The organism is Bradyrhizobium sp. TM102, assembly GCF_009176685.1.
In the GTDB taxonomy this organism is placed as follows: domain Bacteria; phylum Pseudomonadota; class Alphaproteobacteria; order Rhizobiales; family Xanthobacteraceae; genus Bradyrhizobium; species Bradyrhizobium ottawaense.
The window spans coordinates 3,827,648-3,850,325 of sequence record NZ_AP021855.1 but is presented as its reverse complement, the minus strand read 5'-3'; the positions used below and the strand labels follow the sequence as shown (position 1 = coordinate 3,850,325).

Genomic DNA, 22,678 nt, shown 5'->3' with positions numbered 1-22,678 from the left:
GCCGCAAAAATCAGGGCGGACCAATTCCTACTGATTGGTTTACGTAGGGCGGATTAGCCGAAGGCGTAATCCGCCGACTGCTCGCGACGCTCACGCGCGTTCGCCAAAGTCACCGTCCGTGCTGCTCTCTCCTGCCCAATCCTCAGGAAACAGGCCCGCCTCGACATCTCGGTGGAACGACGAATGCGGCCAGTCCAACACGCGGGTCACATAACCATGCTTCACGGGATTGATGTAACAATACTCGACATGGCGTGCGTAGTCGGTTTCGTCGCGGATGAGGTGCTCCCAGAATCGGTTCTGCCATATGCCACGCTCCCGTCCTGCGATCTGTACCGCGGTCAAAGGCTCCGTCTTCGGCAAGGTCTTCGCGAAGCGCGTCTTGATCAATCTCCACCGCATGGAAAAATCGGCATCGCCGTCCGGAAGCGTCCAGACTGCATGAAGGTGGTCCGGAAGAACGACAAACGCATCGATCGCGAAAGCATAGTCCCGACGCGTCGCTGCAACAGCCGCGCGCAGCGCTGCGATGTGCTCGACGAGCAGCCTCTGCTTGCGGTCGAGAAGATTGACCGTGAAGAACCAGCAACCACCCGCAACAAATGCACGGCGATAGTTTGGCATTGAAGCTGCCCAATCAAGACAAGATGGCGGATTACGCCTTCGGCTAATCCGCCCTACGGCCCGCTCTGGGCGAATGCGGAGGATGCGAGCAGGAGAAGGACCGTGACGGTGGCGCTGCGCTTCATCGCTGCCCTTAGCGAACAACGCCAGCCGCGTCGTCCGTGCTCGGGATCAGCCAATCGAGCCCGATCAGGCACACTTCGAGGACAACGAACGCGACAATGCCGCCGACCCAGCCGAAGAAGACGATGGAAAAGGTCCCGAGCAAGATTGCGCAAAACAGGTCGGCAAGCACCTTGCAGACGCGGAAGTCTCGGTCGTGTCCAGACGGGAAATACGGCATCGGGCGCCCCTTTCGCTGCTCTGGGCCCGGACTTAGCCACAGCGCGAGGCGACCGTCTACTCCGCCAGCCTGCTGATCAGTTGCGACGTCGCAATCGAGATCCGCCGCTCCCCGTGCAAGGGCAGCGTTCGCAGGTCACCGGCAGCCCTCCAATATCTTTGGATCAATCCCCGGGCGGAGATACTTCCTCAATTCTTCGGCTGGCCGAAATCAAGCGGCGGCGGCAGCTCGATGTCCGGAATTTCGATCTTGATCTTGTCCAGATCCACCTTCCTCGGAGCATCCAGCAGCCCCGTGACCGTGATCGGGAATGCGATGACGACCGCAACCATGATCGCCTGCAGGCCGATCCAGGGCATAGCGCCCCAATAGATGTCCGAGCTCTTGACCTCCTTCGGCGCAACACCCCGCAGGTAGAACAAGGCGAAGCCGAACGGCGGATGCAGGAAGGAGGTCTGCATGTTGACGCAGAGCATGACACCGAACCAGATCAAGGCAGCATCCGCCCCGACGACGGGAGTGAGCAGCTTCTGCGCGATCGGCGCGATCATCGGGATGATGATGAAGGCGATCTCGAAGAAGTCGAGGAAGAAGGCGATGAAGAAGATGAACAGGTTCATGAAGATCAGGAATCCCCAGACCCCGCCCGGCAGCGATGTCAGCATGTGCTCCAGCCAGACACCACCGTTGCAACCGAGAAAGACGATCGAGAAGCAGGTCGATCCGATCAGGATGAACGTCACCATGCAGGTGATGCGCATCGTGGTCTCGTAGCCCTGCTTGACCAGGGTGCGCAGGTCCGGAATCCTGACCGCCTCGATGCAGACCCAGGCGACGGCGAGATAGGCAATCGCGAAGGCGATCTTGAACGCCAGATTCTGCGTGAAGTAGATCCCGATGATGGTGCCGACACCCGCCGCCGCAACGCCGACGAGCAATATCTTGCGGCCAGCCAGGCTGAAATCCTTGTGATGGATGACGGCAAGGACGATCGCGCCGACGGCGCCCATCGCGCCTGCTTCGGTCGGGGTGGCGAGGCCCAGCATCATCGTACCGAGCACCACGAAGATCAGGACGGCGGACGGAATGATGCCCAAAAGGCATTTGCGCCAGAGCGCCCAGCCAGTGAGCGTCCTTGCTTCCTTGGGCACGGCCGGAACATGGCCCGGCTTGATCACGCTCAGCGCAAACGTGTAGCCGGCGAACAGTGCGATCTGGAGGATCGAGGGGCCCCAGGCGCCCAGATACATATCGCCGACCGACTTCCCGAGCTGGTCCGCGAGCACGATCAGAACCAGCGAGGGAGGCACCAGTTGGGTAATGGTGCCGGAGGCTGCGAGCACGCCGGTGATGTAGCGCATGTTGTAGCCGTACCGGATCATCACCGGCATCGAGATCAGCGCCATCGCGATGACCTGCGCCGCCACGGTGCCCGTGATGGCGCCGAGGATGAAGCCGACGATGATCACGGAATAGCCGAGGCCGCCGCGAATGGGACCGAACAATTGCCCCATTGAATCCAGCATATCCTCGGCGAGGCCGCATCGTTCGAGGATCGAGCCCATGAACGTGAAGAAAGGAATTGCCAGCAGCAGCTCGTTGGCCAGAACGCTGCCGTAGATGCGCTCCGGGATGGCCTGGAGGAAGCTGAACCCGAAAAATCCCTCGTGAATCGCGAGAAATCCGAACGAAAGCCCGAGAGCGGCCAGCGTGAAGGCGACCGGAAATCCGATCAGCATGGCCAGGACCAGCCCGCCGAACATCATCGGCGGCATCATTTCAATCGTGATCATTGGGTCGGCCGCTCGTATTTCGCATCGATCGTGACTTCACCACGCAAGGCCGCAATGCGTTTGATGGCCTCCGAGACGCCTTGCAAAGCCAGCATGAAGAATCCCGCAGGCAGGACAAATTTGATCGGCCACCGGAGGAGGCCGCCGGCATTGTTGGACATTTCGCCGATGATGAACGAGTTGTGGAACATCGCCCATGAGAGGTAGCTGAGGAGCAGGCACGCCGGGACGAGGAATACCAATGTCCCGATCAGGTCGAGCCACAGCTGGCCGCGCTCGGAAAGCATGAGGTACATGATTTCGACGCGCACATGCTCGTTACGCTTGAAAGTATAGGACGAGCCGAACATCACGACGACGGCGAACATATACCACTGCGTCTCGAGCCAGCTGTTGGAGCTGTAACTGAAGGCATAACGGATCATCGCATTTGCAGCGCTGACCACGCAGGCCGCGAGCACCAAAACGTTGCAGACGTTGCCGACTTTTTCATTCAGCCAGTCGATAGCCGTACTTACCGCCAACAATGGGCGCATCGATGCCTTTTCCCCGCTCGCTGAGTGCTACCCCCCAGGCGAGCAGGACCATGGCGCTGCAGCAGCAGCCTTCCATTTCTGCGCGGGAGCTAGTTCCCCTCCTGATGCTTCCGCCCGTTCTTGTTTTGGGCAAGACAAGACACGTTCAGGTCTCGCCCGCCGCGTGAAGCGAGGCCACCATTACCGTCGCCCAATTCCGGGTCAACAGGAAAATTGGACAGTTTGCCGCAGCGGGGTCTAAAACATCGTCGCAGTGCTTAACGGGTTGACCTGCGGGGCATGGTCGAAGCGCGGGCGCGCCTACCCTTCCACGTCGTACTGCTTGCAGAGGTGATCACCGATCTGGACCAGCATGGCAACGCATTCAGGGTAGCCGGGCCGGTCCGAGGTGGCCTGGTCCGCGCTGGCTCGAAACTCCCAGGAAGTACCATCTCGGAGGATCGAGATTGTCATTCCATCGGGACAATCGGCGTGGACCTTCAACTCGGCCTTCGCCATGGCGATCAGTTCGCTTTCCGTCTTCACAGGTCTGCTCATGAAGGTCATCCTCCGTCTTGGGCAGAACTTTAGTTGTATCTGCCAAATCCACCAAACAAGTCTTCCCGATAAAGCAGCTACCGGCATTGGGATAGCGCAATCCCTTCCGGTCCGCTCGGTCAGCGATGGGGATCACTCCCCGAGACGCGTCGGGCAAAACACCCGGTCAAGCCCTTGGCGCAAAAATATTCCGCTTTCCCGAATTTCGGATTTGTGGCATACCCTCGCCCATCCCGGCCCCTGCCAAAGGGGCGCTTCGCGATCGTCACGAGATGCGGGCCGGGTGGCGGTGGACGCGGTAGCGCCGGCGCGGCTCGGCATGATGACAGGGCGGGCAACCGTGAGTCCTCAGGCCACGCGATACGACACGGCGCGGTCACAGCGGTTTCGTCGATGCCAGAGGGCGAGCACACGCAAGCCTTCCGGGATTTCGGCGGGATCGTCCGCGGACGGAGAAGTCGTGTGGTCCTGACGCCCGGGGTCTGTGCGTCAAGGCTTGCGGTGATGCGGCGGCCCGACCGGGCACGCGCATCGATCATCCCGCAAGGCGACGGGGGCAATAGTGCATCGCTCCCCGAGGAGAGCACGAAGGACACCGTTAAAACCAGCCGCGCAGGGAAGGCCGGGCGACCGGCATCACCTGTGGTCCACCCCGTGTGCATCTTCGTCGCGCACGGACTTGCGGGTGCCGCCGGCGCCCGGCCTTCCCTGCGCCCTTTGGTCTTCAAGGAGCGCGAACGACAGCAAGCCTCGGGCGAAACGCGCCGCGAGAGCGCGAAGGCGTGTCTGCGAGTTGCGCTGAGAGCGTGGAGATGCCGACGATGCACCTTGCTCCGTTATTGCGAGGAGTTCTTGCGACGAAGCAATCCAGAATCCCACCGCGGAAAGATTCTGGATTGCTTCCGCCTTCGCCAAGGCTTCGGCGGACAAGTCGCTACGCTTGCAATGACGGTGGGAGAAAGCGCCTCAGCCGCCTCTCGTGCCCCGGACGCAGCGCAGCGCCCCTTAGCGGTGCGCTGCAGAGCCGGGGCCCACGTCACAGCGGTGCGCGGTGCGGCGCTGGGTCCCGGCCCTGCGCCGCAACGCATACGCGTTGCAGCTTGTCCGGGACACGAGAGTACCCTACGCCGCCGCGCGTTGCCGCGCGACCAGGGCTTCGCCAAAGGCTTCGAACAGCTTGCGGTTGACCGGATTGCGCTGGGGATCGTATTCGGCGTGCCATTGCACGCCGAGCGCGAAGGTCGGGGCTTCCGCGATCCGGATCGCCTCGATGGTGCCGTCCTCGGCGACGCCCTCGACCAGCACGCGCTTGCCGGGATCGAGGATGCCTTGGCCATGCAGCGAATTGACCCTGATCTTCTCGCAGCCGAGCAGTTTTGCGAACGCCCCGCCCGGCGTCAGTTCGACGTCGTGACGGTCGGCGAACACCACGGTCGGATCGGGGTGGATCTCGCCGTTCTCGAGCCTGGGCATGCGATGGTTCATGCGGCCGGGAATTTCGCGGATCTCGGGATGCAGCGAGCCGCCGAAGGCGACGTTCATCTCCTGGAGGCCGCGGCAGATGCCGAACAGCGGCACACCGCGGGCGACGCAGGCGACCGAAAGCGCCAGCGCCACCTCGTCGCGATGGATATCGTACGGCTCGTGGCGCTCGCAGGGATCGACATTGAAGCGGGTCGGATGGACGTTGGCGCGGGCGCCGGTGAGCACGATGCCGTCGACCACGTCGAGCAGCGCGCCGATATCGGTGATATCAGGCGCGCCCGCGAACATCATCGGCAGGCCACCGGAAACCTCGGCCACGGCGCGCAAATTGCGCTCGCCGACCATCTGGACCTGAAATCGATTTTCGACGCGATAGGCATTCCCGATCACGCCGACGACCGGCTTTCTCATCTGTCGTTCCGCGCCTCTCCGATAAGAAGATTCTCCAAACATGCCCTTGGGCTGGAACAAATTCAACAGAAGGGATCGCGGGACGGCAATGCTATTTTCGCGCAAATGCCTCCCGGGCCTCGCCCCCGGCGGGCAGCCCGGCGGCCTGCAGTGCGGTTGCGGCAGGATCGCCCGGGGCGGCCAGCCAGGGCAGTTTCGCATCGATGCCGCGCGTCACGGGCTCTCCGAGCACCCCACCGAAATCGATCGGCCAGAACCCGTTGGGCTCGACCTCGGCAGTGATGCCCCGGATCGCATAGCCCTCGCCCAGAACCGCCTCCGCATGGTCGCCGGCGACAAGGCGGGCCGTCTTAGGATCCTTGGGATCGCCAAAGCTCACGAGCACCGGCACGAGGTCTGCCTGCACCGGGACAACGCCGGTCTGCCGGTGGATATCGTTGAACGAGACGCGGTTGCCGCGCGCGGCGCCATAGGCACGGAGCGCGACATAGTTGATGTCGTCGAAGTCCAGCTTGGCGTCCTGCCGGTGCGCCAGCAATGCCACCAGATTCTTGCTCTGACCGAGATCGACGAACACCGCCTCCCCGCGCATCGTGGTGCGGCCGCCACGGTTATAGTTGCGGTCGGGCACGACGGCCAGAACGCCGGATCCGGCCTTGATCCCGTCAGGCGTCGTGACCTCGACCGTGAGACGAAATTTGTGGCCGGGCCGGTTGATCCGGATCTGGTCGCCGACCACGAGCACGGCGAGAAGCCCGAGCAGACCGGCCCATTTGCTGATGAAGCTCAAACCGCCCCCATTGCTCTTTCCTCATCGCTCTGCACCGTCGGCACGCCGACGTCAAACCAGCGTGTTGACGCGGTCTTGATCCGAAGCGCGTTTGCCCGGAGAGTGCAGCGCGCATTGCGCTGAAAAGGACCCGATGTGACCATGTCGTCCAAAGATGAACGCTCCCGGACCCGCGGCGACCTCGCTTGGGCGATCTCGGTCGGGGGCATCGGCGTCGTGCTGTTCACCGCGCTGCTCGCCTTCACCTGGTATTTCGCCGCCACCCTGCTGCTGATCTTCACCGGCATGCTGCTCGGTCTCGGCCTCAACGCGCTGACAGGCGCGCTCGGCCGCCGCGTGCCCCTGCCGCATCCGGTGCGGCTCGCGATCGTCTGCACCGCGCTCGCCCTGATGCTGGCCGGCATCGCCTATCTCGGCGGCGCCACCATTGCCGAACAGGCTTCGCTGCTGAGCAAGACCATCAAGTCGCAGATCGGGAACGTGAAGTCCTTCCTGGACAACCACGGCATCGACACCAGCTTCTTCGATTTCGGCAACGGCGCGACCGACGCCTCGGCCACTGCGCCGTCGGAGACGGCGCCCGCACCAGCAGCGCCCTCGCGCGGTCCCCTGCCCGGCGCCGGCGCGCTGGCCTCCAGTGGCGGGGCGATCGTGAGCCAGACTTTCAAGCTGCTGCTCGGCACCATCCACGGTGTCGGCAACATCTTCATCGTGCTGTTCCTGGGCTTCGCCTTCGCCGCCCAGCCGGCCGTCTATCACGATGGTCTGCTATTCCTGGCGCCTGCCAGGCACCGCACCCGCGTCGCCCTCATCATCGATCGCATCAGTGAGACTCTGGAGCGCTGGCTGATCGCGCAGATCATCGTCATGCTCGCGGTCGGCGTGGTGACCTGGATCGGGCTTGCCATCATCGGCATCCCCAGCTCGTTCATCCTGGGAATTCAGGCCGGCCTGCTCGCCTTCATCCCGACCATCGGGGCCATCATCGCCGGCGTCGTCGTGGTGCTGGCGAGCCTCGCCTCGGGCTGGATCCCGGCGCTATCGGCCTTTCTGCTCTTCATGGGCGTGCACGCCATGGAGAGCTACGTGCTGACACCGATCCTGCAGCGGCAGGCGCTGGACATTCCGCCGGCCACCCTGTTCGCGTTCCAGATCGTGCTCGGCGTCGTGTTCGGCATCTGGGGCCTGGCGCTGGCACTGCCGCTGGTCGCCATCGCCAAGGTCATGATCGACCATTTCAAGACCTATGAGGCGCCGCCTTTGGCAGAAGCGGCCTAGAGCATGATCCGGAAAAGTGCGCAGCGGTTTTCCGATAAGATCATGCTCCAGAAATAAACCCTCAGGTCGTCAGCACGGTCTCGGTGTGCTCCACCTCGGGCGGCGAGGCAAAGTACTGGCCAACGAGGCCCCGCCATTCGGTGAAGTTTTCCGAGCCGCGGAAATCGACGGTGTGATTTTCCAGCGTCGCCCATTTCACCATCAGCCGGTAGCGCTGCGGCTTCTCGATCGATTTGTGCAGCTCGAAGCCGTGAAAGCCCTTGGAGCGGCCGAAGGCGGCCCTGGCCTTGGCGACGGCGGCCTCAAAGTCCTTCTCGCTGCCCGGCTTGACGTCGATTTGCGCGATCTCGGTGATCATCGGTTTCCACCCTTTTTGTTCGATGGGCGTGTCTAGCGCAGGCAGCAAGAAAGAAAAAGGCGCCGAAACGGCGCCCTGGTCGGCCCAAAAATGCAGGTCTCTCAGATCAGCAGCAGGACGGTGCCCGCCACGATCAGGGCGCAGCCGATGAACAGCGCGAGCGGCCAGTAGCTGCGGCGGCCTTGCGTGTAACGCCCCTGCGCGCGGCGCTCGGTGATCAGCGCGCTCTCGTATTCATCCGCAGTGGAGAACAGACAGGCGAAGCCGCTGCGTGCCGAGGCCGCAGCGGCTTCGAGCGACATCAGGGCAGCTTGCGGGTTCTGTCGACGGATCGATTCCATGACCGCAATGGTAGGGATCGAATGGTAAACAGAGGATTACCGCGGGTGCTGCCCCCGCGTCTCAGGCGGTGGCCGGCCGCGGCTGCGGCGCACTGATCCGCGCGGCGCTCTGTCGGCGCCAGTTCTCCAGCGACAGCGGCAGCTCCTCCGCCGCCTCGACGCGGTTACGGCCGCCGCGCTTGGCCTGGTAGAGCGCAGTGTCGGCGGATGCCAGCAGCACCTCGAGCTCGGTGCCGGCGGGCCCGCCGGCGACGCCGATGCTGACGGTGGTGTCGACCGGGCCTTCGTCGACTACGACGCCGGAGGTCTCGAACGCCTCGCGCACGCGCTCGGCGACCAGCACGCCCTCCTCCAGCGAGCACGGCAGCAGCGCGGCGAACTCCTCGCCGCCGATGCGGCCCGACATGTCGGTGATGCGCAAATTACTGACGACGACGGTGGAGAACAGCTTCAGCATCTCGTCGCCGGCGGGGTGGCCGAAGCGATCGTTGATCGACTTGAAGTGATCGATGTCGAAGATCATCACGGTCACGGGACGTCCGGCCTTGGCCTCGCGCTCGATCACGCGGCCGCAGGCTTCCGAGAAGCCGCGCCGGTTGAGCATGCCGGTCAGGGGATCGGTCGACGCGGCGGTGCGGTGCGCGGTCACGGTGCGCTCGGACACCAGCATGAAGATCACGAACACGGTGCCGACGGCGTAGAGGATGAGTTCAACCGCGAACACCTTGACCCAGATGCTCTGGGAGAAGCCGGCATCGTGCGGACGCAGGAAGCTGCCGATCAGGACCGGCAGCATCAACACGCAGCCATGCATCACCGGCATCACGAAGGCCGGCCAGCGCCGCTGCAGGCTCTTGCGCCGTTCGGTCCAGAGCTCGCTGGCGGTCAATGCCGCGTAAACCGAGACGATGCCGGCGCCGATGATCATCCGCAACATGGATGCCTCGGGGTCGAGCAGCGTGACGGCGGCGACCCAGGCGAGCGCGCCGAGCACGAGACCCGGCCAGTTCGGCTTGCGGCCGTGGAAGACCCGCGCCGCATTCCACACCATGCCGCAGGCGACGAAGCCGACCGCGTTCAGCGCAAGGTAAAGATGCGGGCCCAGCCTGTCGCCGGCCGCGGTCCACAGCGCGACGGAGGCGGCACCGAGCAGATACGCGGTGCCCCACCATTTCAGTGCAGGGCTGTTCTCCTGCCTGCCGAAAAACACCATCATGGCGCCGAGCAGTGCGGCAACCATGGTGGCGACCAAATAGAGCGTGATGCTATCGAGCGACATCATGTCGGCCCCCTCTAGAACATAGCAGTTGCGCGACCGGCCCAGCCGATTTGCGCGCCCTTCCGAATGCGACGCTAGGTCGCGCGAGTTCCATTCAGGTTTTCGCGGGAGGCCAAGTTTTCGGGAAACACGCCATCAATTTGCATACAAACGAACAACAAAAAGGGCGCTGAAATCAGCGCCCTTTTGCATCTCATTGAAGCCGCTTTCGCGGCGAATGTGACCGAAGCGATTAACGCTTCGAGAACTGGAAGGACCGGCGGGCCTTGGCCTTGCCGTACTTCTTGCGCTCGACCACGCGGGAGTCGCGGGTGAGGAAGCCGCCCTTCTTGAGCACAGAGCGCAGCTCCGGCTCGAAATAGGTCAGCGCCTTGGAGATGCCGTGACGGACCGCGCCGGCCTGGCCGGACAGGCCGCCGCCGGCAACCGTGCAGATCACGTCGTACTGGCCCGAACGCGCGGCCACGGAGAACGGCTGCTCGATCATCATCCGCAGCACGGGACGGGCGAAATAGACCTCGACCTCGCGCGAATTGACGGTGACCTTGCCGGCGCCCGGCTTGATCCACACGCGGGCGACCGCGTCCTTGCGCTTGCCGGTGGCATAGGCGCGGTTGAACTTGTCGACCTTCTTCTCGTGCTTGGGCGCATCGGGCGCCGCCGCCGTCTTGAGCTGCGAGAGCTGGTCGAGCGACTGGATGGATTCGGCCATGTTATGCGGCCCTCGTGTTCTTGCGGTTCAACTTGGCGATGTCGATCTTCTCGGGCGTCTGTGCCTCGTGCGGATGATCGGCGCCGCCATAGACGCGGAGATTGCCCATCTGGACGCGACCGAGCGGGCCACGCGGGATCATGCGCTCGACGGCCTTCTCGAGCACGCGCTCGGGATGCTTGCCCTCGAGGATCTGGCGCGCGGTGCGCTCCTTGACGTGACCGACATAGCCGGTGTGCTTGTAATAGGTCTTCTGCTCGCGCTTGCGGCCGGTGAGGACCGCATGCTGCGCATTGATGATGATGACGTTGTCGCCGCAATCAACGTGCGGGGTGTAGGTCGGGAGGTGCTTGCCGCGCAGGCGCATGGCGACGATGGTGGCGAGGCGGCCGACGACCAGACCCTTGGCGTCGATCAGCACCCACTTCTTCGTCACCTCAGCCGGCTTTGCCGAAAAGGTTTTCATGTCAGAGTTTCCGTGGACGGGGAGCATCGGCGCGAACACCGCACCGGACTGCGCGGTTTTCTAGAGAAGAGACACGCAACGGTCAATGCCCGGCAGCGGAAATTAGTACCACAATATCAATGACTTAAAAATATGGTGCTATATTACCTGCAAAAAGCTCAAACATTTGGAATGGAATAGGTTGAGGTGACATGGGCGATCGGATCGGGCGAGCTGCCGGACAACAGTTTCACCTCCCCGACCGCCAGCCGCTTGCCGAGCTTGAGCAGCCGCGCCTCCGCCAGCACGTCCTGCCCGGGCCCGCCCTTGCGCAGGAAGTTGATGTTGAGATTGGTGGTGACGGCGAGCCCGACCGGCCCGATCGCGGACAGGAGGACCACGTACATCGCGAAATCGGCCAGCGCCATCAGCGTCGGGCCGGACACGGTTCCGCCCGGTCGCAGCATCCTTTCGCTGTAGCGCTGGCGCAAAAGGCAGGTCTGGCCGTCCGCGCTTTCGATCGTGATGTCGTCGCCGCTGAAGGCCTGGGGAAACTCGTGGCGGAGGAACTGCTCGACCTCTGCCACGCTCATTTTCGCTAACGCCATGCTGTTCCCCACCCTCGCTTCACTTGCCCTGTTACATTAAGTTATCTGCGTCATTCAAATGCAATAATCCAACGGAAACGCTTCGATGTCGGCCCAGGCTGCCCGCGCTCCCTCCCCGCAACCGCCGATCCTGCTGCGCGAGACCGTAGGCCCGATCGCCGTACTGACGCTGAACCGCCCCGCCGCGCGCAACAGCCTGTCGGCGGCGATGATCGCAAGCCTGCATGCCGAGCTCAATGATATCAGCAGCGACAAGGCCGTCCGCGGTGTCGTGATCGCCGCCAACGGTCCCGCCTTCTCCGCCGGCCACGACATGAAGGAGCTGACCGCGCGCCGCACTGACCCCGATCGTGGCCGCGCCTTCTTTGCCGAGATGATGACCGCCTGCAGCGCGATGATGCAGGCGATCGTGCACCTGCCAAAACCTGTGGTCGCATCCGTCCGGGGTATCGCGACCGCGGCCGGCTGCCAGCTCGTGGCCAGCTGCGATCTCGCCATCGCCTCGGAGGACGCGAAATTCGCAACGCCGGGCGTCGACATCGGCTTGTTCTGCTCGACCCCGATGGTGGCGCTATCGCGCAACGTGCCGCGCAAGCAGGCGATGGAGATGCTGCTGACGGGCGAGCCTGTTACGGCCGCGCGCGCCCGCGAGATCGGCCTCATCAACCGCGTGGTGCCCGCCGGCACCGAACGCGACGCCGCGATCGCGCTGGCGGAGCAGGTCGCGCTGAAATCGGCCTACACCGTCAAGCTCGGCAAGGAGGCGTTCTATCGCCAGGCCGAGATGAGCCTTGCGGATGCCTATCGCTATGCCGCAGAGGTAATGACCGAGAACATGATGGCACGCGATGCCGAGGAAGGCATCGGCGCCTTCATCGAGAAGCGCACGCCGACATGGCGGGATGAATAGAATTCGTCATTGCGAGCGAAGCGAAGCAATCCAGAAATCCCTCCGCGGAAAAAGACTGGATTGCTTCGTCGCTTCGCTCCTCGCAATGACAAGGAAAAAGAACAAATGAACCACGACGCCTATTCCGACAATTACATCCGCGCCATCCTCAACAGCGTGAAGTCGATCGCGATGGTCGGCGCCTCGCCGGTCAATGTGCGGCCGAGCTATTTCGCGTTCAAATATCTGGCGCAGCGTGGCTACGACATGATCCCGGTCAATCCCGGCCATGTCGGCAAGGAGCTGCTCGGAAAGCCCTTCATCGCCTCGCTGTCCGACATCGGCCGTCCCATCGACATGATCGACATCTTCCGCAATTCCAGCCACATCATGCCTGTCGTCGAGGAAGCGCTCACGCTCGACCCGCTGCCGAAGGTGATCTGGATGCAGCTTGGCGCACGTGACGACGTGGCGGCAGCGAAAGCCGAGTCGGTCGGTATCAAGGTGGTGATGAACCGCTGCCCCAAGATCGAATATGGCCGCCTGTCGTCCGAGATCTCCTGGATGGGCGTGAATTCGCGCACGCTCAGCTCCAAGCGCGCGCCGGCACCGACGCAAGGCATGCGGCTATCCCTCAATCGGATGAGCGTCGGCGGCGGCGACACTGCGGCCTCCGATCGTGCCGCCAAAAACAAGACCGAGCAAAGCTGACGCAATTGCGAGGGATTCATTTTGCCAACGCGACAATGCGTAGCAAGATCATTCCCAAATGGTCTTGATGTGACACGGCGCCTTGACGCCGAGCGCGGCGCCCATCAGCATGCCGCGCGATTTCAGACCAAGAGAACAGGACGCCCTCAATGAGCGATCGCCTTCCGGGATTTTCAACCCTCGCCGTGCATGCCGGTGCACAGCCCGACCCCACCACCGGCGCGCGCGCGACTCCGATTTATCAAACGACGTCGTTCGTGTTCAACGATGCCGACCACGCCGCCTCGCTGTTCGGCCTGCAGGCGTTCGGCAACATCTATACCCGCATCGGCAATCCCACCAACGCGGTGCTGGAAGAGCGCGTCGCCGCGCTCGAAGGCGGCACGGCCGCGCTTGCGGTGGCCTCGGGCCATGCCGCACAGGTCGTGGTGTTGCAGCAATTGATGCAGCCCGGCGACGAGTTCATCGCCGCGCGAAAACTCTATGGCGGCTCTATCAACCAGTTCACGCACGCCTTCAAGAGCTTTGGCTGGAACGTGGTGTGGGCCGATCCCGACGATATCGCAAGCTTCGAGCGCGCGGTGACGCCGCGCACCAAGGCGATCTTCATCGAGTCCATTGCCAATCCCGCCGGCAGCATCACCGACATCGAGGCGATCTCGACGGTGGCGCGGAAGGCGGGCGTGCCGTTGATCGTCGACAACACGCTGGCCTCGCCCTACCTGATCCGCCCGATCGACCACGGCGCCGACATCGTCGTGCACTCGCTGACGAAGTTCCTGGGCGGTCACGGCAATTCGCTCGGCGGCATCATCGTCGATGCCGGCACCTTCGACTGGTCGACGGGCGGCAAATATCCGATGCTGTCGGAGCCGCGGCCGGAATATCACGGCATCCGCCTGCAGGAGACCTTTGGCAATTTCGCCTTCGCGATCGCCTGCCGCGTGCTGGGCTTGCGCGACCTCGGCCCCGCGCTGTCGCCGTTCAACGCCTTCATGATCCTGACCGGCATCGAGACCTTGCCGCTGCGCATGCAGAAGCAGTGCGACAATGCGAAAGCGATCGCCGAATTCCTCGCCGGCCATCCGGCGGTGGCGTCGGTTAGCTATGCGGGCTTGGCAAGCGACAAGTATAACCAGCTCGCGCGCAAATACGCACCGAGGGGCGCGGGCGCCGTGTTCACCTTCAGCCTGAAGGGCGGCTATGACGCCGGCGTCAGCCTGGTGTCGAAACTGCAGCTGTTCTCGCATCTCGCCAATGTCGGCGACACCCGCTCGCTGGTGATCCATCCGGCGTCCACCACGCACAGCCAGCTCGACGACGCCGCCAAGGTGAAGTCCGGCGCCGGCCCCGACGTGGTGCGGCTCTCGATCGGCATCGAGGACAAGGAAGACCTGATCGCCGATCTGGAACAGGCGCTGGGGGCGTAGCTTTCCCGGTCATTCCGGGACGCCTGAATGCGCCCCGGAATGACGTCCCGGTTAACAGTCATTAACCATATCTGCCCCATACATCGTCCTTGGATCGCCCTTTTGATTCGGAGCCGACGATGCTGCGCTGGATGGTGCCTGCCCTTGCGGCGATGCTGACGGTTTCAGCCGCCGTTGCCGCTGACTTGCCGGCCACGCCGAAGCGGCGCGCCGCCGCTCCGCCACAGGAGCCGCCGCAGGTCTATGTCGATACCGACCCGGATGCGCTGATCTCGCCGGCCTATGGCATCGGCAGCTATATCCGCAATCTGCCGGGCACGCCGCTGCTGCCGGGCTCGCACACCTTGCCGGGCTACTACGGCCGCCCCTGGAGCTACGACTATCAGGGCGCGTATTACGGCGGGAAGCAGGTCGATTATTTCTGGCGCCTACCCTACGCGTGCGGCATCTACGGCTATTGCTGATCAGCCGGGCTGGCTAATCGGAACCGCACGCGGCTGCGCCTCCGCAGATCGCCGCGAAGCGAGCCGCTCCACCTGCATCACCGCGAGCGTCAACACGACGATTGCGACGGCCTGATGCGACAGCGCGAGGTCGATCGGCACCTGGTTGAGCAGCGTGAGAATGCCGAGCACCGCCTGCAGGCTCACCGCCGCGAACAGCCAGAGCGCGCCGCTTGCGGCCGCACCTGCGCGCGAACGCACCGCGTCGATCGCATGCAGCGCGGCCAGCGCGAACAGCGCATAGGCGGTCATGCGGTGCTCGAACTGCACCGTCAGCACATTGTCGAACATGTTGCGCCACCACGGGGTCTCGAACCACAGCCGCTCGGCCGAGGGAATGAACGCGCCGTCGATCTGCGGCCAGGTGTTGTAGGCGCGCCCGGCGCGCAGGCCCGCAACCAGCGCACCGAAATAGATCTGCACGAACGTCACGACGAGGAGCAGCGCGCCCGTGAAGCGCAACCGCGCAGACGCCGCGATCTGCGGCCGCTCCTTGAGCCGCCGCACCGTCCAGACGATGCCAGCAAAGATCAGGAGCGCGAGCACAAGATGCGTCGCCAACCGATATTGCGACACCTCGACCCGCTCGGTGAGACCCGAGGCGACCATCCACCAGCCGACCGCGCCCTGGAGACCGCCAAGCGCGAATAGAAGCCACAGTCTACGTTTCAATTCACCGGACAGGCCACCGCGCCACAGGAAGAACAGGAACGGCAAGAGATAGGCGACGCCAATGAAACGGCCGAGCAGCCGGTGGCTCCATTCCCACCAGAAAATCTGCTTGAACTCGGACAGGCTCATGCCCGCGTTGAGCTCGCGATATTGCGGGATTCTCTTGTAGGCCTCGAACGCCTCGGTCCACTGCGCCTCCGACCGTGGCGGAACGCTGCCCGTGACCGGCTTCCATTCGACGATCGAAAGGCCGGATTCCGTGAGCCGCGTCGCGCCGCCGACCAGCACCATCAGCGCGATCAGCGCGGCGACGGAGATCAGCCACCAGCGCACGGCGCGATGCGAGTTGGTTGGAACGGAATTCGTCGTCAAGGCGCTAAAACCAGGGCTTGAACCGGACTGCGTGCCCCTTATAGTCCCCCGCTCCCGCAGCGCAAGTTACGCGAAGGCCGTAATAGTCAGCCATGACGATCCGCACCCGCAAGTTCCTCGGCGCCATCCTGCTCCTGGTGCTGGCCACGGTCTGGGCCCTGCTCGGCATGGCGGCGGCGCAGATGCCGTGGATCGCCGAGTCCGGCTGGCGGCAGGCGATCTATTACGTGGTGGTCGGCATGGGCTGGGTGCTGCCGGCGATGCCGATCGTGAGCTGGATGCAGCGACCTGATCGCATCAAGTCTGGCTCGTAGCGGTCGGCCTCACCGGCGCAAACGCAACACCCGACACCAGCACGCGCAACATGCGCAGCGAGCGCACGCGACCGTCCCAGGAAATCCGCGGCAGCGCGCGCAGATTGGTCCGCCCCTCCGCGTCCACGATGCCCGGGATCGTCGACACCGCGCTGGCAAAGCCCGCCTCCTCCGCCATCACAACGTGGCCGCGCCGGAACGAGGTACGATCGCCGAACGGAAAGGCGAGATGCCTGACATCGCGGCGGAAGGCCGCTTCGGCAACGGCCTTGCCCATCGCCATCTCGCGCGAGGCTGCCGTATCCTTCATGTTCGCGAGAACCGGATAGTTCACCGTAGCGCTGCCGATCGTGACGAGCGGATCGGCGGCGAGCTTGGCCAGATCCTCCCAATCCATCGACGCCTCGCGCGAGAGCGCGGCGAGATCGATCCGGTAGCGCGTGCAGAGATCGGCGATCGCGGCCGACAGATCCGCCGGCGACAGCGAGCGCAGCCAGCTCTCGAGATGAGAAAACAGCGCCTTCTTCTCGGCATTGCCGGTGACGGTGAAGCGCTGCTCCTTCTCACCCATTATCAGATTGATGCGGCTCTCGCGCGCGATCACCTGTTCGAGCCCGAGCCACCAGGCCTGCCCGACGCCATCGGGAAACGCGGTGGGCACGTAGATCGTGAAGGGCACGGCGTGCTGCGCCAGCACCGGATAGGCAAAGTCGATCAGATCCTTGTTCGCGCCGTCGAAAGTGAGCGCCACGAAACGCCGCTTCTCCGGCAGTGTCACCGCGCGCCGGCAGACCTCGTCCATGCCGAGAAAATCGTAGTTCCAGCGCTTCAACGCGCGAACGGCGCGGTCGAGAAATTGCGGCGTGATCTCGTCCGCGCGCAGCGGCTGAAACCCGCCGCGCCGCCGTGGCCGCACCCGCGCAAAGCGCAGGATGGCGCCGGCACCGCGGCTGCGCAGCGCAGCCTGGCCGGTGAACCAGGCCAGCTCGAGGCGCAGCCGTTCCAGCCATCTGTCGTCGGATGCCAAAATCTTGACCCTTCGCGCCCTGAAGGCGCCCGTTCCCTCTCCATTGTCCTTACCCTTTGTTGACATTTCTTTGCAAAGGTCGGCCACAGGCCGAATTACGTCTATTTTGATTTCTCGACAGGTTTCGCGAATGACCATGGCTGCGGCGATGCAAAGCCGGACGGCAGAAGCGCCAGCGCGGTCGAAAGCGAGCCGTATCGCGCATGTCGATATCGTCACCGATCTCGGCGCCGCGGAGGCGGTCTGGCGCGCCTTCGAGGAGCCCGGCCATCTCTTCACGCCCTATCAGCGGTTCGATCTGCTGAGCCCTTGGCAGCGACTGGTCGGCGAGCGCGAGGGCGCGCGGCCCTTCGTCGTGATCGGCCGCGACGCCGATCACACGCCATTGATGCTGCTGCCGCTCTCGCTGCGCCAAAGCCACGGCGTGCGTACGGCCTGCTTCATGGGCGGCAAGCATACGACCTTCAACATGGGCCTGTGGAACGCCGCGTGTGCTGCGCAGACCACTGCCGCAGATCTCGATACGCTGCTTGCGCCGCTGCGCGAGCACATCGACGTGCTCGCGCTGACGCAGCAGCCGCAGCGCTGGCACGGCCAGCAGAACCCGTTTGCCCTATTGCCGCGGCAGAGCCCGATCAACGGCTGCCCGCAACTGGTGCTGGAGCCGGGCGGGCCGCCGGCATCGCGGATCAGCAATTCCTTCCGCCGCCGCCTCAAGAGCAAGGAAAAGAAGCTCCAGGCGCTCGCCGGCTATCGCTATCACCTTGCCACGTCAGACGCGGACGTCACCCGCCTGCTCGACTGGTTCTTCCGCGTCAAGCCGGTGCGGATGGCAGAACAGAAGCTTCCAAACGTCTTCGCCGAGCCGGGCGTCGAGCAGTTCGTCCGCAGCGCTTGCCTTGCGCCGCGCGGCGAAGGCCGCGTCATCGACATCCACGCGCTCGAATGCGGCGACGAGGTGATCGCGATCTTCGCCGGCGTCGCCGACGGTGAGCGCTTCTCGATGATGTTCAACACCTACACGATGTCCGAGCACGCCCGCTACAGCCCCGGCCTGATCCTGATGCGCTACATCATCGATCGCTACGGCGAGCGCGGCTACCGCTCGCTCGACCTCGGTATCGGTTCGGACGACTACAAGCGAATGTTCTGCAAGGACGACGAAGACATCTTCGACAGTTTTGTCCCGCTGACCTCGCGCGGCAAGCTCGCGGCGATGGCGATGTCCTCGCTCAGCCACGGCAAGCGGCTGGTGAAGCAGAACCAGATGCTGTTTGATCTGGCCAGGCGACTACGGCAGGCGTTCGGGTAAAGCCTCTCCGCGAACGCCGATATCGTAGGATGGGCAAAGCGACTTGTCCGCCGTAGCTCGCAGAGCGAAGACGGAAGCGTGCCCACGTCTTCTGTTACTGTATCGAATAGGTGGTGGGCACGGCGCGAACGCGCCTTTGCCCACCCTACGATTCCGAGTGCGCGGAGAGAGAAAGAAACGCCTACGCCGCCACCACGCGCGGCGCGTCGACCGCATCCGAAGCCTGCACGGGCTTGCTCAGCATCGTCACCTCGCTGAAGCCGACCGCCCGGAGCTGCTCGCACATCAGCGTGCGCGCATCGCTCGCCATCGAGGCATCGGGCACCACGACGGCGCGGGCATGCGCCGTCAGCAGCTCGGCCGGAAGGTCGGAGGCGCTGCCGGCGTCGACCAGCACGTGATCATAGGCGCGCAGCAGCGCGTCGATGGCGAGCGTCACCCGCGGCGATTGCAGCACGCTGCGGTCGAAGCCGGGACGGCCGGCCATGACGAGGTGGAGCCGTGACAGCTTGTCCCGGGTGATGATTTGCGCGAACGACGCCTGGCCCTGCATCAGCTCGGCAAGGCCGGGCGCCGAAGCATCGACGGACACCGCGGCAATCGTCGGCGAGGACGCAGCGAGATCGATCACGACGACGCGCGCCTCGCGCGCCAGATGCCGGGCGAGCGTCAGCGTCGACAGCGTAATGGCTTCGCCGGAGGCGGTGCCGAGCACCGTGACCTTCTTCGCCGCAGCGCCCGCGGCGCGCAGGCTGCCGGCCAGATTTTCGATCTCGGTGAATTCGGTGACGTCGGCATGATCAGTCATCTCCGGCTGAAGCGGCGCGGCCTCTGCCATGACCGGATCGGCGATCGGCTCGACCTCGGGCCGCACAACCGGCTGGACGACCGGTTGGACAACCGGTTCCCGGCGCACCGGTGCCTGCGTTTGCGCCGGGCCGACCGCGGCCACAGCGCGCGGTGCGGTCTGGCGCAATAGCTCGCCGGTGACGACGACGCCGGACGAAAGCAGCAGCGTCGCGATCGTCGCGATCAGCACGATCGGCAGCTTCTTCGGGTAGGCCGGTGTGTTCGAAACGATGGCGCGCGAGATGACGCGGCCGTCGGTCGGCGCCGTGTCGATGGTCTCGCGGGTATTGGCCTCGCGGTACTTGGCGAGATAGCCTTCCAGCAGATCGCGCTGCGCCTTGGCCTCGCGATCGAGTGCGCGGAGCTGGACGTCCTGGCCGTTGGTCGAGGTCGCCTGCTTCTTGAGCTGCTCGAGGCTCACGGTCAGGCCATCGACGCGGCCGCTGGCGATCCGCGCGTCGCTTTCGAGCGAGCGGGAAATCTTGGCCGCTTCGTCGCGGATCTGATTGTCGAGGTCGCCAAGCTGCGCCTTCAGCTCCTTGATGCGCGGGTGATTGCCGAGCAGCGTGGACGACTGCTCGGCGAGCTGCGCACGCAACGTCACCCTTTGCTCCGACAGCCGCCGCATCAATTCGGAGTTCACGACTTCGGATGCCTCGATCGGTTTGCCGCTCTGGAGCATCTCCTTGATCAGCCTAGCCTTGGATTCCGCATCCGCCTTCAGCGAGCGCGCATTGTTGAGCTGGGTGTTCACCTCGCCCATCTGCTGGTTCGACAGCGTGGTGTTGTTGGTGCCGATGAACAGGCTCGACTTGGAGCGGAAGTCCTCCACCCTGGCCTCGGCGTCGGAGACCTTCTTGCGCAAGCTCTCGATCTCGCCGGCGAGCCACTGGCTGGCATTCTTGGCCTGGTCCTGGCGCGCATTCTGCTGGAGCACCAGATAGCCGTCGGCGATCGAATTGGCGACGCGGGCGGCAAGATCCGGATCGGCGGACTGGAATTCGACCACGATGACGCGCGATTTGTCGACGGCATAGGCTTGCAGGCGCTCGTAATAGGCGTCGAGCACGCGCTCTTCCGGCGTCATCGAGAACGGATCACGGCCGATACCGATCATCGCGGCCAGCGACTTCAGTGGCGAGATGCCCTGCAGCACCGGATCGAACTCGGGGCGTTCGGCGAGCTTGTTCTTCTTGATGATCTCCCGCGCGAGATCGCGCGACAGCACCAGCTGCACCTGGCTGGTGACGGCCTCGGCGTCGAGCGCCTGCCGCTCCTCGGCGCGGTCGCTGCTCGGACGCAGGAACACGTTCTCCCGGCCGTCGATGAGAATGCGCGATTCGGACTTGTAGCGCGGCGTGACGAGATTGACGATCGCAAAGGATGCGACCAGCGCCAGCACCGTCGGCACGATGATCCAGCCGCGCTTGCGCGCCAATGCCGCGCCGAGCGCGTGCAGGTCGATATCGCCGGACTCGACTTGGGCCTGCTTCGTGACGATCGGCGCAGGCCTGACTTCGATCTTCTGCTCGATCTTGGGCTCGACTTGGACTTCAGCCTTGACGTCAGCTTTGGGCGCGACTTCGGCCTTGGACTTTCCAACAGCCCGCGCAACCACCGCCTTGTCCTTGCCGGCACGCCAGAACGCTAAACGCATCGAACACTCCCGCAGGGGCAACGCCACTAAGCTACCTCAACCCCGGCGATTACACTCCATTAAGGTTGCCGCTGGGTTAATCGCGGCATGCGGCGACTTGCGCAGGCGCACGCGTCACCGTTTGTTAACCACGAGGCCCCTTAATCCGTCTCGATATTTTCCTAGGAATTGTTCGGCATTCGCCGTCGAGCGCTGGTTTTGATTCATGCCCCCCTCTCCTGACCGGCCGCTTCGTATCCTGCACGCCGTGCGTGCTCCGGTCGGCGGCATCTTCCGCCACATCCTCGACGTCGCCAACGGCCAGGTCGACCGCGGCCACCATGTCGGCATCCTCGCCGATAGCCTCACCGGCGGCGAGCGCGCCGACAAGGCCCTCGCCGAGCTCGCGCCGCGGCTGAAGCTCGGCGTGCACCGGATGGCGATCCGCCGCGAGCCCTCTCCGGACGACGTTTTGGTGTGGCTTCGCATGCGGCGCCTGATTGCCACCCTGAAGCCCGACGTCATGCACGGCCACGGCGCCAAGGCCGGCGCCTTCATCCGCATGCGGCGACGCTCCGACGACACCATCCGCATCTACACGCCGCACGGCGGCTCGCTGCATTATCCCCTCAACACCTTGAAGGGCGAGTTTTACGCGCGACTCGAGCGCTCGCTGATGGATTCGACCGACCTGTTCCTGTTCGAAAGCGCGTTTGCCCGCGACACCTATCAACGCATCGTCGGCACGCCCAAGGGCGTGGTGCATTGCGTCTTCAACGGCGTCACGCCCGAGGAGTTCGAGCCGGTCGTGACCACCGACGATGCGACCGACCTCGCCTATGTCGGCGAGTTCAGGCACATCAAGGGCGCCGATCTCCTGGTCGATGCCGTGGCGCGCCTGCACGAGGGCGGCAAGAAGGTCACGCTGACGCTCGGGGGCGACGGCGAGGAGACGGCGGCGCTGAAGGCGCAGGTCGAGAAGCTCGGTTTGTCCGGCGCCATCCGCTTCATCGGTCACGTCAAGGCGCGCTACGGCTTCTCCAAGGGGCGGCTGCTGGTCGTCCCCTCGCGCGGCGATTCCATGCCCTATGTCGTGATCGAGGCCGGCGCGGCCGGCATTCCCATGATCGCATCGCGCATCGGCGGCATTCCCGAGATCTTCGGCTCCGACAGTCCGGCCCTGTTCGCGCCGAGCAATTCCGAGGCCATGGCCGAGGCGATCGCGGCCGCACTCGACGATCCCACCGCAACGGCGCAGCGCGCCGTGTCCTTGCGCGAACGCATCTCGGCGCATTTCTCGCAAGCCGCCATGGTCGACGGCGTGATCGCCGGCTATCGCGATGCATTTGCCAATCATTAACCATCCTTAAGCCCGCTTTAGAAAATCTTCCGATTTGTTCGATAATCGAAGGACCGGGGGATG

The 22,678-nt window shown here is 64.2% G+C and carries 24 protein-coding genes; 8 read left to right on the top strand and 16 right to left on the bottom strand.

Annotation, left to right across the window (positions count from 1 at the left end; all coding sequences use genetic code 11):
* Window positions 1-90 precede the first annotated feature (90 nt).
* From GDN70_RS18460 to GDN70_RS18425, 7 genes are all read right to left on the bottom strand, one after another.
* Window positions 91-624, bottom strand: coding sequence for a transposase (locus GDN70_RS18460; protein WP_028141430.1), 534 nt, complete (start codon window positions 622-624; stop codon window positions 91-93).
* 133 nt (window positions 625-757) lie between these two features.
* Window positions 758-967 (bottom strand): hypothetical protein, encoded by a 210-nt coding sequence (locus tag GDN70_RS18455; RefSeq protein WP_028141429.1) that lies wholly within the window; start codon window positions 965-967, stop codon window positions 758-760.
* A gap of 188 nt (window positions 968-1,155) precedes the next feature.
* The gene (locus GDN70_RS18450) at window positions 1,156-2,760 is read right to left on the bottom strand and encodes a TRAP transporter large permease subunit (RefSeq protein ID WP_038948762.1); all 1,605 of its coding nucleotides are present in this window, start codon (window positions 2,758-2,760) and stop codon (window positions 1,156-1,158) included.
* Window positions 2,757-3,296 (bottom strand): TRAP transporter small permease subunit, encoded by a 540-nt coding sequence (locus tag GDN70_RS18445; RefSeq protein ID WP_028141427.1) that lies wholly within the window; start codon window positions 3,294-3,296, stop codon window positions 2,757-2,759. The genes GDN70_RS18450 and GDN70_RS18445 overlap by 4 nt, the downstream gene beginning before the upstream one ends.
* Before the next feature lie 300 nt (window positions 3,297-3,596).
* Window positions 3,597-3,833, bottom strand: a complete 237-nt coding sequence (locus GDN70_RS18440) for a hypothetical protein (RefSeq protein ID WP_028141426.1) — start codon at window positions 3,831-3,833, stop codon at window positions 3,597-3,599.
* A gap of 1,122 nt (window positions 3,834-4,955) precedes the next feature.
* Entirely contained in the window at window positions 4,956-5,729 is a 774-nt protein-coding gene (locus GDN70_RS18430) for a gamma-glutamyl-gamma-aminobutyrate hydrolase family protein (RefSeq protein WP_161966431.1), read from the bottom strand.
* 91 nt (window positions 5,730-5,820) lie between these two features.
* On the bottom strand, window positions 5,821-6,519 hold the full coding sequence (locus GDN70_RS18425; protein ID WP_038948763.1) for a hypothetical protein: 699 nt from the start codon (window positions 6,517-6,519) through the stop codon (window positions 5,821-5,823).
* Window positions 6,520-6,660: 141 nt separating this feature from the next.
* Here GDN70_RS18425 and GDN70_RS18420 point away from each other — a divergent pair, with 141 nt between their 5' ends.
* A complete protein-coding gene (locus tag GDN70_RS18420; RefSeq protein WP_085968110.1) occupies window positions 6,661-7,797 on the top strand; it encodes an AI-2E family transporter in 1,137 nt (378 codons plus the stop codon).
* Window positions 7,798-7,858: 61 nt separating this feature from the next.
* Here the strand turns inward: GDN70_RS18420 and GDN70_RS18415 are convergent, their stop codons facing one another.
* The 6 genes from GDN70_RS18415 to GDN70_RS18390 form a co-directional block, all read right to left on the bottom strand.
* Window positions 7,859-8,155, bottom strand: coding sequence for an antibiotic biosynthesis monooxygenase (locus GDN70_RS18415; RefSeq protein ID WP_028141421.1), 297 nt, complete (start codon window positions 8,153-8,155; stop codon window positions 7,859-7,861).
* Between the two features lie 101 nt (window positions 8,156-8,256).
* Entirely contained in the window at window positions 8,257-8,496 is a 240-nt protein-coding gene (locus GDN70_RS18410; RefSeq protein ID WP_038948765.1) for a hypothetical protein, read from the bottom strand.
* A gap of 61 nt (window positions 8,497-8,557) precedes the next feature.
* Window positions 8,558-9,778 carry a diguanylate cyclase gene (locus GDN70_RS18405; RefSeq protein ID WP_028141419.1) on the bottom strand — a complete coding sequence of 407 codons (1,221 nt, stop codon included), beginning with the start codon at window positions 9,776-9,778 and terminating at the stop codon, window positions 8,558-8,560.
* A gap of 229 nt (window positions 9,779-10,007) precedes the next feature.
* The gene (rpsI, locus tag GDN70_RS18400; protein WP_008547917.1) at window positions 10,008-10,487 is read right to left on the bottom strand and encodes a 30S ribosomal protein S9; all 480 of its coding nucleotides are present in this window, start codon (window positions 10,485-10,487) and stop codon (window positions 10,008-10,010) included.
* 1 nt (window position 10,488) lies between these two features.
* Window positions 10,489-10,953 (bottom strand): 50S ribosomal protein L13, encoded by a 465-nt coding sequence (rplM, locus tag GDN70_RS18395; protein WP_008137961.1) that lies wholly within the window; start codon window positions 10,951-10,953, stop codon window positions 10,489-10,491.
* Window positions 10,954-11,111: 158 nt separating this feature from the next.
* Window positions 11,112-11,540: a PaaI family thioesterase gene (locus tag GDN70_RS18390; protein ID WP_028141418.1), complete on the bottom strand. Its 429-nt coding sequence runs from the start codon at window positions 11,538-11,540 to the stop codon at window positions 11,112-11,114.
* Window positions 11,541-11,625: 85 nt separating this feature from the next.
* Here GDN70_RS18390 and GDN70_RS18385 point away from each other — a divergent pair, with 85 nt between their 5' ends.
* From GDN70_RS18385 to GDN70_RS18370, 4 genes are all read left to right on the top strand, one after another.
* Complete coding sequence (locus tag GDN70_RS18385) at window positions 11,626-12,450, top strand: enoyl-CoA hydratase (RefSeq protein WP_038973476.1); 825 nt, start codon at window positions 11,626-11,628, stop codon at window positions 12,448-12,450.
* A 105-nt stretch (window positions 12,451-12,555) separates the two neighbouring features.
* Window positions 12,556-13,140 carry a CoA-binding protein gene (locus GDN70_RS18380; RefSeq protein ID WP_038973477.1) on the top strand — a complete coding sequence of 195 codons (585 nt, stop codon included), beginning with the start codon at window positions 12,556-12,558 and terminating at the stop codon, window positions 13,138-13,140.
* 149 nt (window positions 13,141-13,289) lie between these two features.
* Window positions 13,290-14,570, top strand: coding sequence for an O-acetylhomoserine aminocarboxypropyltransferase (locus GDN70_RS18375; RefSeq protein WP_028141415.1), 1,281 nt, complete (start codon window positions 13,290-13,292; stop codon window positions 14,568-14,570).
* 119 nt (window positions 14,571-14,689) lie between these two features.
* The gene (locus tag GDN70_RS18370) at window positions 14,690-15,034 is read left to right on the top strand and encodes a hypothetical protein (RefSeq protein ID WP_028141414.1); all 345 of its coding nucleotides are present in this window, start codon (window positions 14,690-14,692) and stop codon (window positions 15,032-15,034) included.
* Here GDN70_RS18370 and GDN70_RS18365 read toward each other — a convergent pair whose 3' ends face one another.
* Window positions 15,035-16,117 carry a COX15/CtaA family protein gene (locus tag GDN70_RS18365; protein ID WP_152102868.1) on the bottom strand — a complete coding sequence of 361 codons (1,083 nt, stop codon included), beginning with the start codon at window positions 16,115-16,117 and terminating at the stop codon, window positions 15,035-15,037.
* Window positions 16,118-16,209: 92 nt separating this feature from the next.
* Here GDN70_RS18365 and GDN70_RS18360 point away from each other — a divergent pair, with 92 nt between their 5' ends.
* Complete coding sequence (locus tag GDN70_RS18360) at window positions 16,210-16,431, top strand: DUF2842 domain-containing protein (protein ID WP_152102867.1); 222 nt, start codon at window positions 16,210-16,212, stop codon at window positions 16,429-16,431.
* On the opposite strand, the gene GDN70_RS18355 is transcribed toward GDN70_RS18360, so the two are convergent.
* Window positions 16,415-17,458, bottom strand: coding sequence for a polysaccharide deacetylase family protein (locus tag GDN70_RS18355; RefSeq protein WP_152102866.1), 1,044 nt, complete (start codon window positions 17,456-17,458; stop codon window positions 16,415-16,417). The genes GDN70_RS18360 and GDN70_RS18355 overlap by 17 nt on opposite strands.
* Window positions 17,459-17,588: 130 nt before the next feature.
* Between GDN70_RS18355 and GDN70_RS18350 the strand changes: the two genes are divergently transcribed.
* The gene (locus GDN70_RS18350) at window positions 17,589-18,770 is read left to right on the top strand and encodes a GNAT family N-acetyltransferase (RefSeq protein WP_152102865.1); all 1,182 of its coding nucleotides are present in this window, start codon (window positions 17,589-17,591) and stop codon (window positions 18,768-18,770) included.
* A 181-nt stretch (window positions 18,771-18,951) separates the two neighbouring features.
* Here GDN70_RS18350 and GDN70_RS18345 read toward each other — a convergent pair whose 3' ends face one another.
* A complete protein-coding gene (locus tag GDN70_RS18345; RefSeq protein WP_152102864.1) occupies window positions 18,952-21,276 on the bottom strand; it encodes an exopolysaccharide transport family protein in 2,325 nt (774 codons plus the stop codon).
* Window positions 21,277-21,481: 205 nt separating this feature from the next.
* On the opposite strand from GDN70_RS18345, the gene GDN70_RS18340 reads away from it, so the two are divergent.
* Complete coding sequence (locus GDN70_RS18340) at window positions 21,482-22,615, top strand: glycosyltransferase family 4 protein (RefSeq protein ID WP_028141409.1); 1,134 nt, start codon at window positions 21,482-21,484, stop codon at window positions 22,613-22,615.
* The last annotated feature ends 63 nt before the right edge of the window (window positions 22,616-22,678 follow it).

What these genes read in the sequence shown, in the direction of transcription:
- GDN70_RS18460 (WP_028141430.1), bottom strand. Translation starts at nt 624, where the DNA reads ATGCCAAACTATCGCCGTGCATTTGTTGCGGGTGGTTGCTGGTTCTTC.
- GDN70_RS18455 (WP_028141429.1), bottom strand. Translation starts at nt 967, where the DNA reads ATGCCGTATTTCCCGTCTGGACACGACCGAGACTTCCGCGTCTGCAAG.
- GDN70_RS18450 (WP_038948762.1), bottom strand. Translation starts at nt 2,760, where the DNA reads ATGATCACGATTGAAATGATGCCGCCGATGATGTTCGGCGGGCTGGTC.
- GDN70_RS18445 (WP_028141427.1), bottom strand. Translation starts at nt 3,296, where the DNA reads ATGCGCCCATTGTTGGCGGTAAGTACGGCTATCGACTGGCTGAATGAA.
- GDN70_RS18440 (WP_028141426.1), bottom strand. Translation starts at nt 3,833, where the DNA reads ATGAGCAGACCTGTGAAGACGGAAAGCGAACTGATCGCCATGGCGAAG.
- GDN70_RS18430 (WP_161966431.1), bottom strand. Translation starts at nt 5,729, where the DNA reads ATGAGAAAGCCGGTCGTCGGCGTGATCGGGAATGCCTATCGCGTCGAA.
- GDN70_RS18420 (WP_085968110.1), top strand. Translation starts at nt 6,661, where the DNA reads ATGTCGTCCAAAGATGAACGCTCCCGGACCCGCGGCGACCTCGCTTGG.
- GDN70_RS18415 (WP_028141421.1), bottom strand. Translation starts at nt 8,155, where the DNA reads ATGATCACCGAGATCGCGCAAATCGACGTCAAGCCGGGCAGCGAGAAG.
- GDN70_RS18410 (WP_038948765.1), bottom strand. Translation starts at nt 8,496, where the DNA reads ATGGAATCGATCCGTCGACAGAACCCGCAAGCTGCCCTGATGTCGCTC.
- GDN70_RS18405 (WP_028141419.1), bottom strand. Translation starts at nt 9,778, where the DNA reads ATGATGTCGCTCGATAGCATCACGCTCTATTTGGTCGCCACCATGGTT.
- rpsI (WP_008547917.1), bottom strand. Translation starts at nt 10,487, where the DNA reads ATGGCCGAATCCATCCAGTCGCTCGACCAGCTCTCGCAGCTCAAGACG.
- rplM (WP_008137961.1), bottom strand. Translation starts at nt 10,953, where the DNA reads ATGAAAACCTTTTCGGCAAAGCCGGCTGAGGTGACGAAGAAGTGGGTG.
- GDN70_RS18390 (WP_028141418.1), bottom strand. Translation starts at nt 11,540, where the DNA reads ATGGCGTTAGCGAAAATGAGCGTGGCAGAGGTCGAGCAGTTCCTCCGC.
- GDN70_RS18385 (WP_038973476.1), top strand. Translation starts at nt 11,626, where the DNA reads ATGTCGGCCCAGGCTGCCCGCGCTCCCTCCCCGCAACCGCCGATCCTG.
- GDN70_RS18380 (WP_038973477.1), top strand. Translation starts at nt 12,556, where the DNA reads ATGAACCACGACGCCTATTCCGACAATTACATCCGCGCCATCCTCAAC.
- GDN70_RS18375 (WP_028141415.1), top strand. Translation starts at nt 13,290, where the DNA reads ATGAGCGATCGCCTTCCGGGATTTTCAACCCTCGCCGTGCATGCCGGT.
- GDN70_RS18370 (WP_028141414.1), top strand. Translation starts at nt 14,690, where the DNA reads ATGCTGCGCTGGATGGTGCCTGCCCTTGCGGCGATGCTGACGGTTTCA.
- GDN70_RS18360 (WP_152102867.1), top strand. Translation starts at nt 16,210, where the DNA reads ATGACGATCCGCACCCGCAAGTTCCTCGGCGCCATCCTGCTCCTGGTG.
- GDN70_RS18350 (WP_152102865.1), top strand. Translation starts at nt 17,589, where the DNA reads ATGACCATGGCTGCGGCGATGCAAAGCCGGACGGCAGAAGCGCCAGCG.
- GDN70_RS18345 (WP_152102864.1), bottom strand. Translation starts at nt 21,276, where the DNA reads ATGCGTTTAGCGTTCTGGCGTGCCGGCAAGGACAAGGCGGTGGTTGCG.
- GDN70_RS18340 (WP_028141409.1), top strand. Translation starts at nt 21,482, where the DNA reads ATGCCCCCCTCTCCTGACCGGCCGCTTCGTATCCTGCACGCCGTGCGT.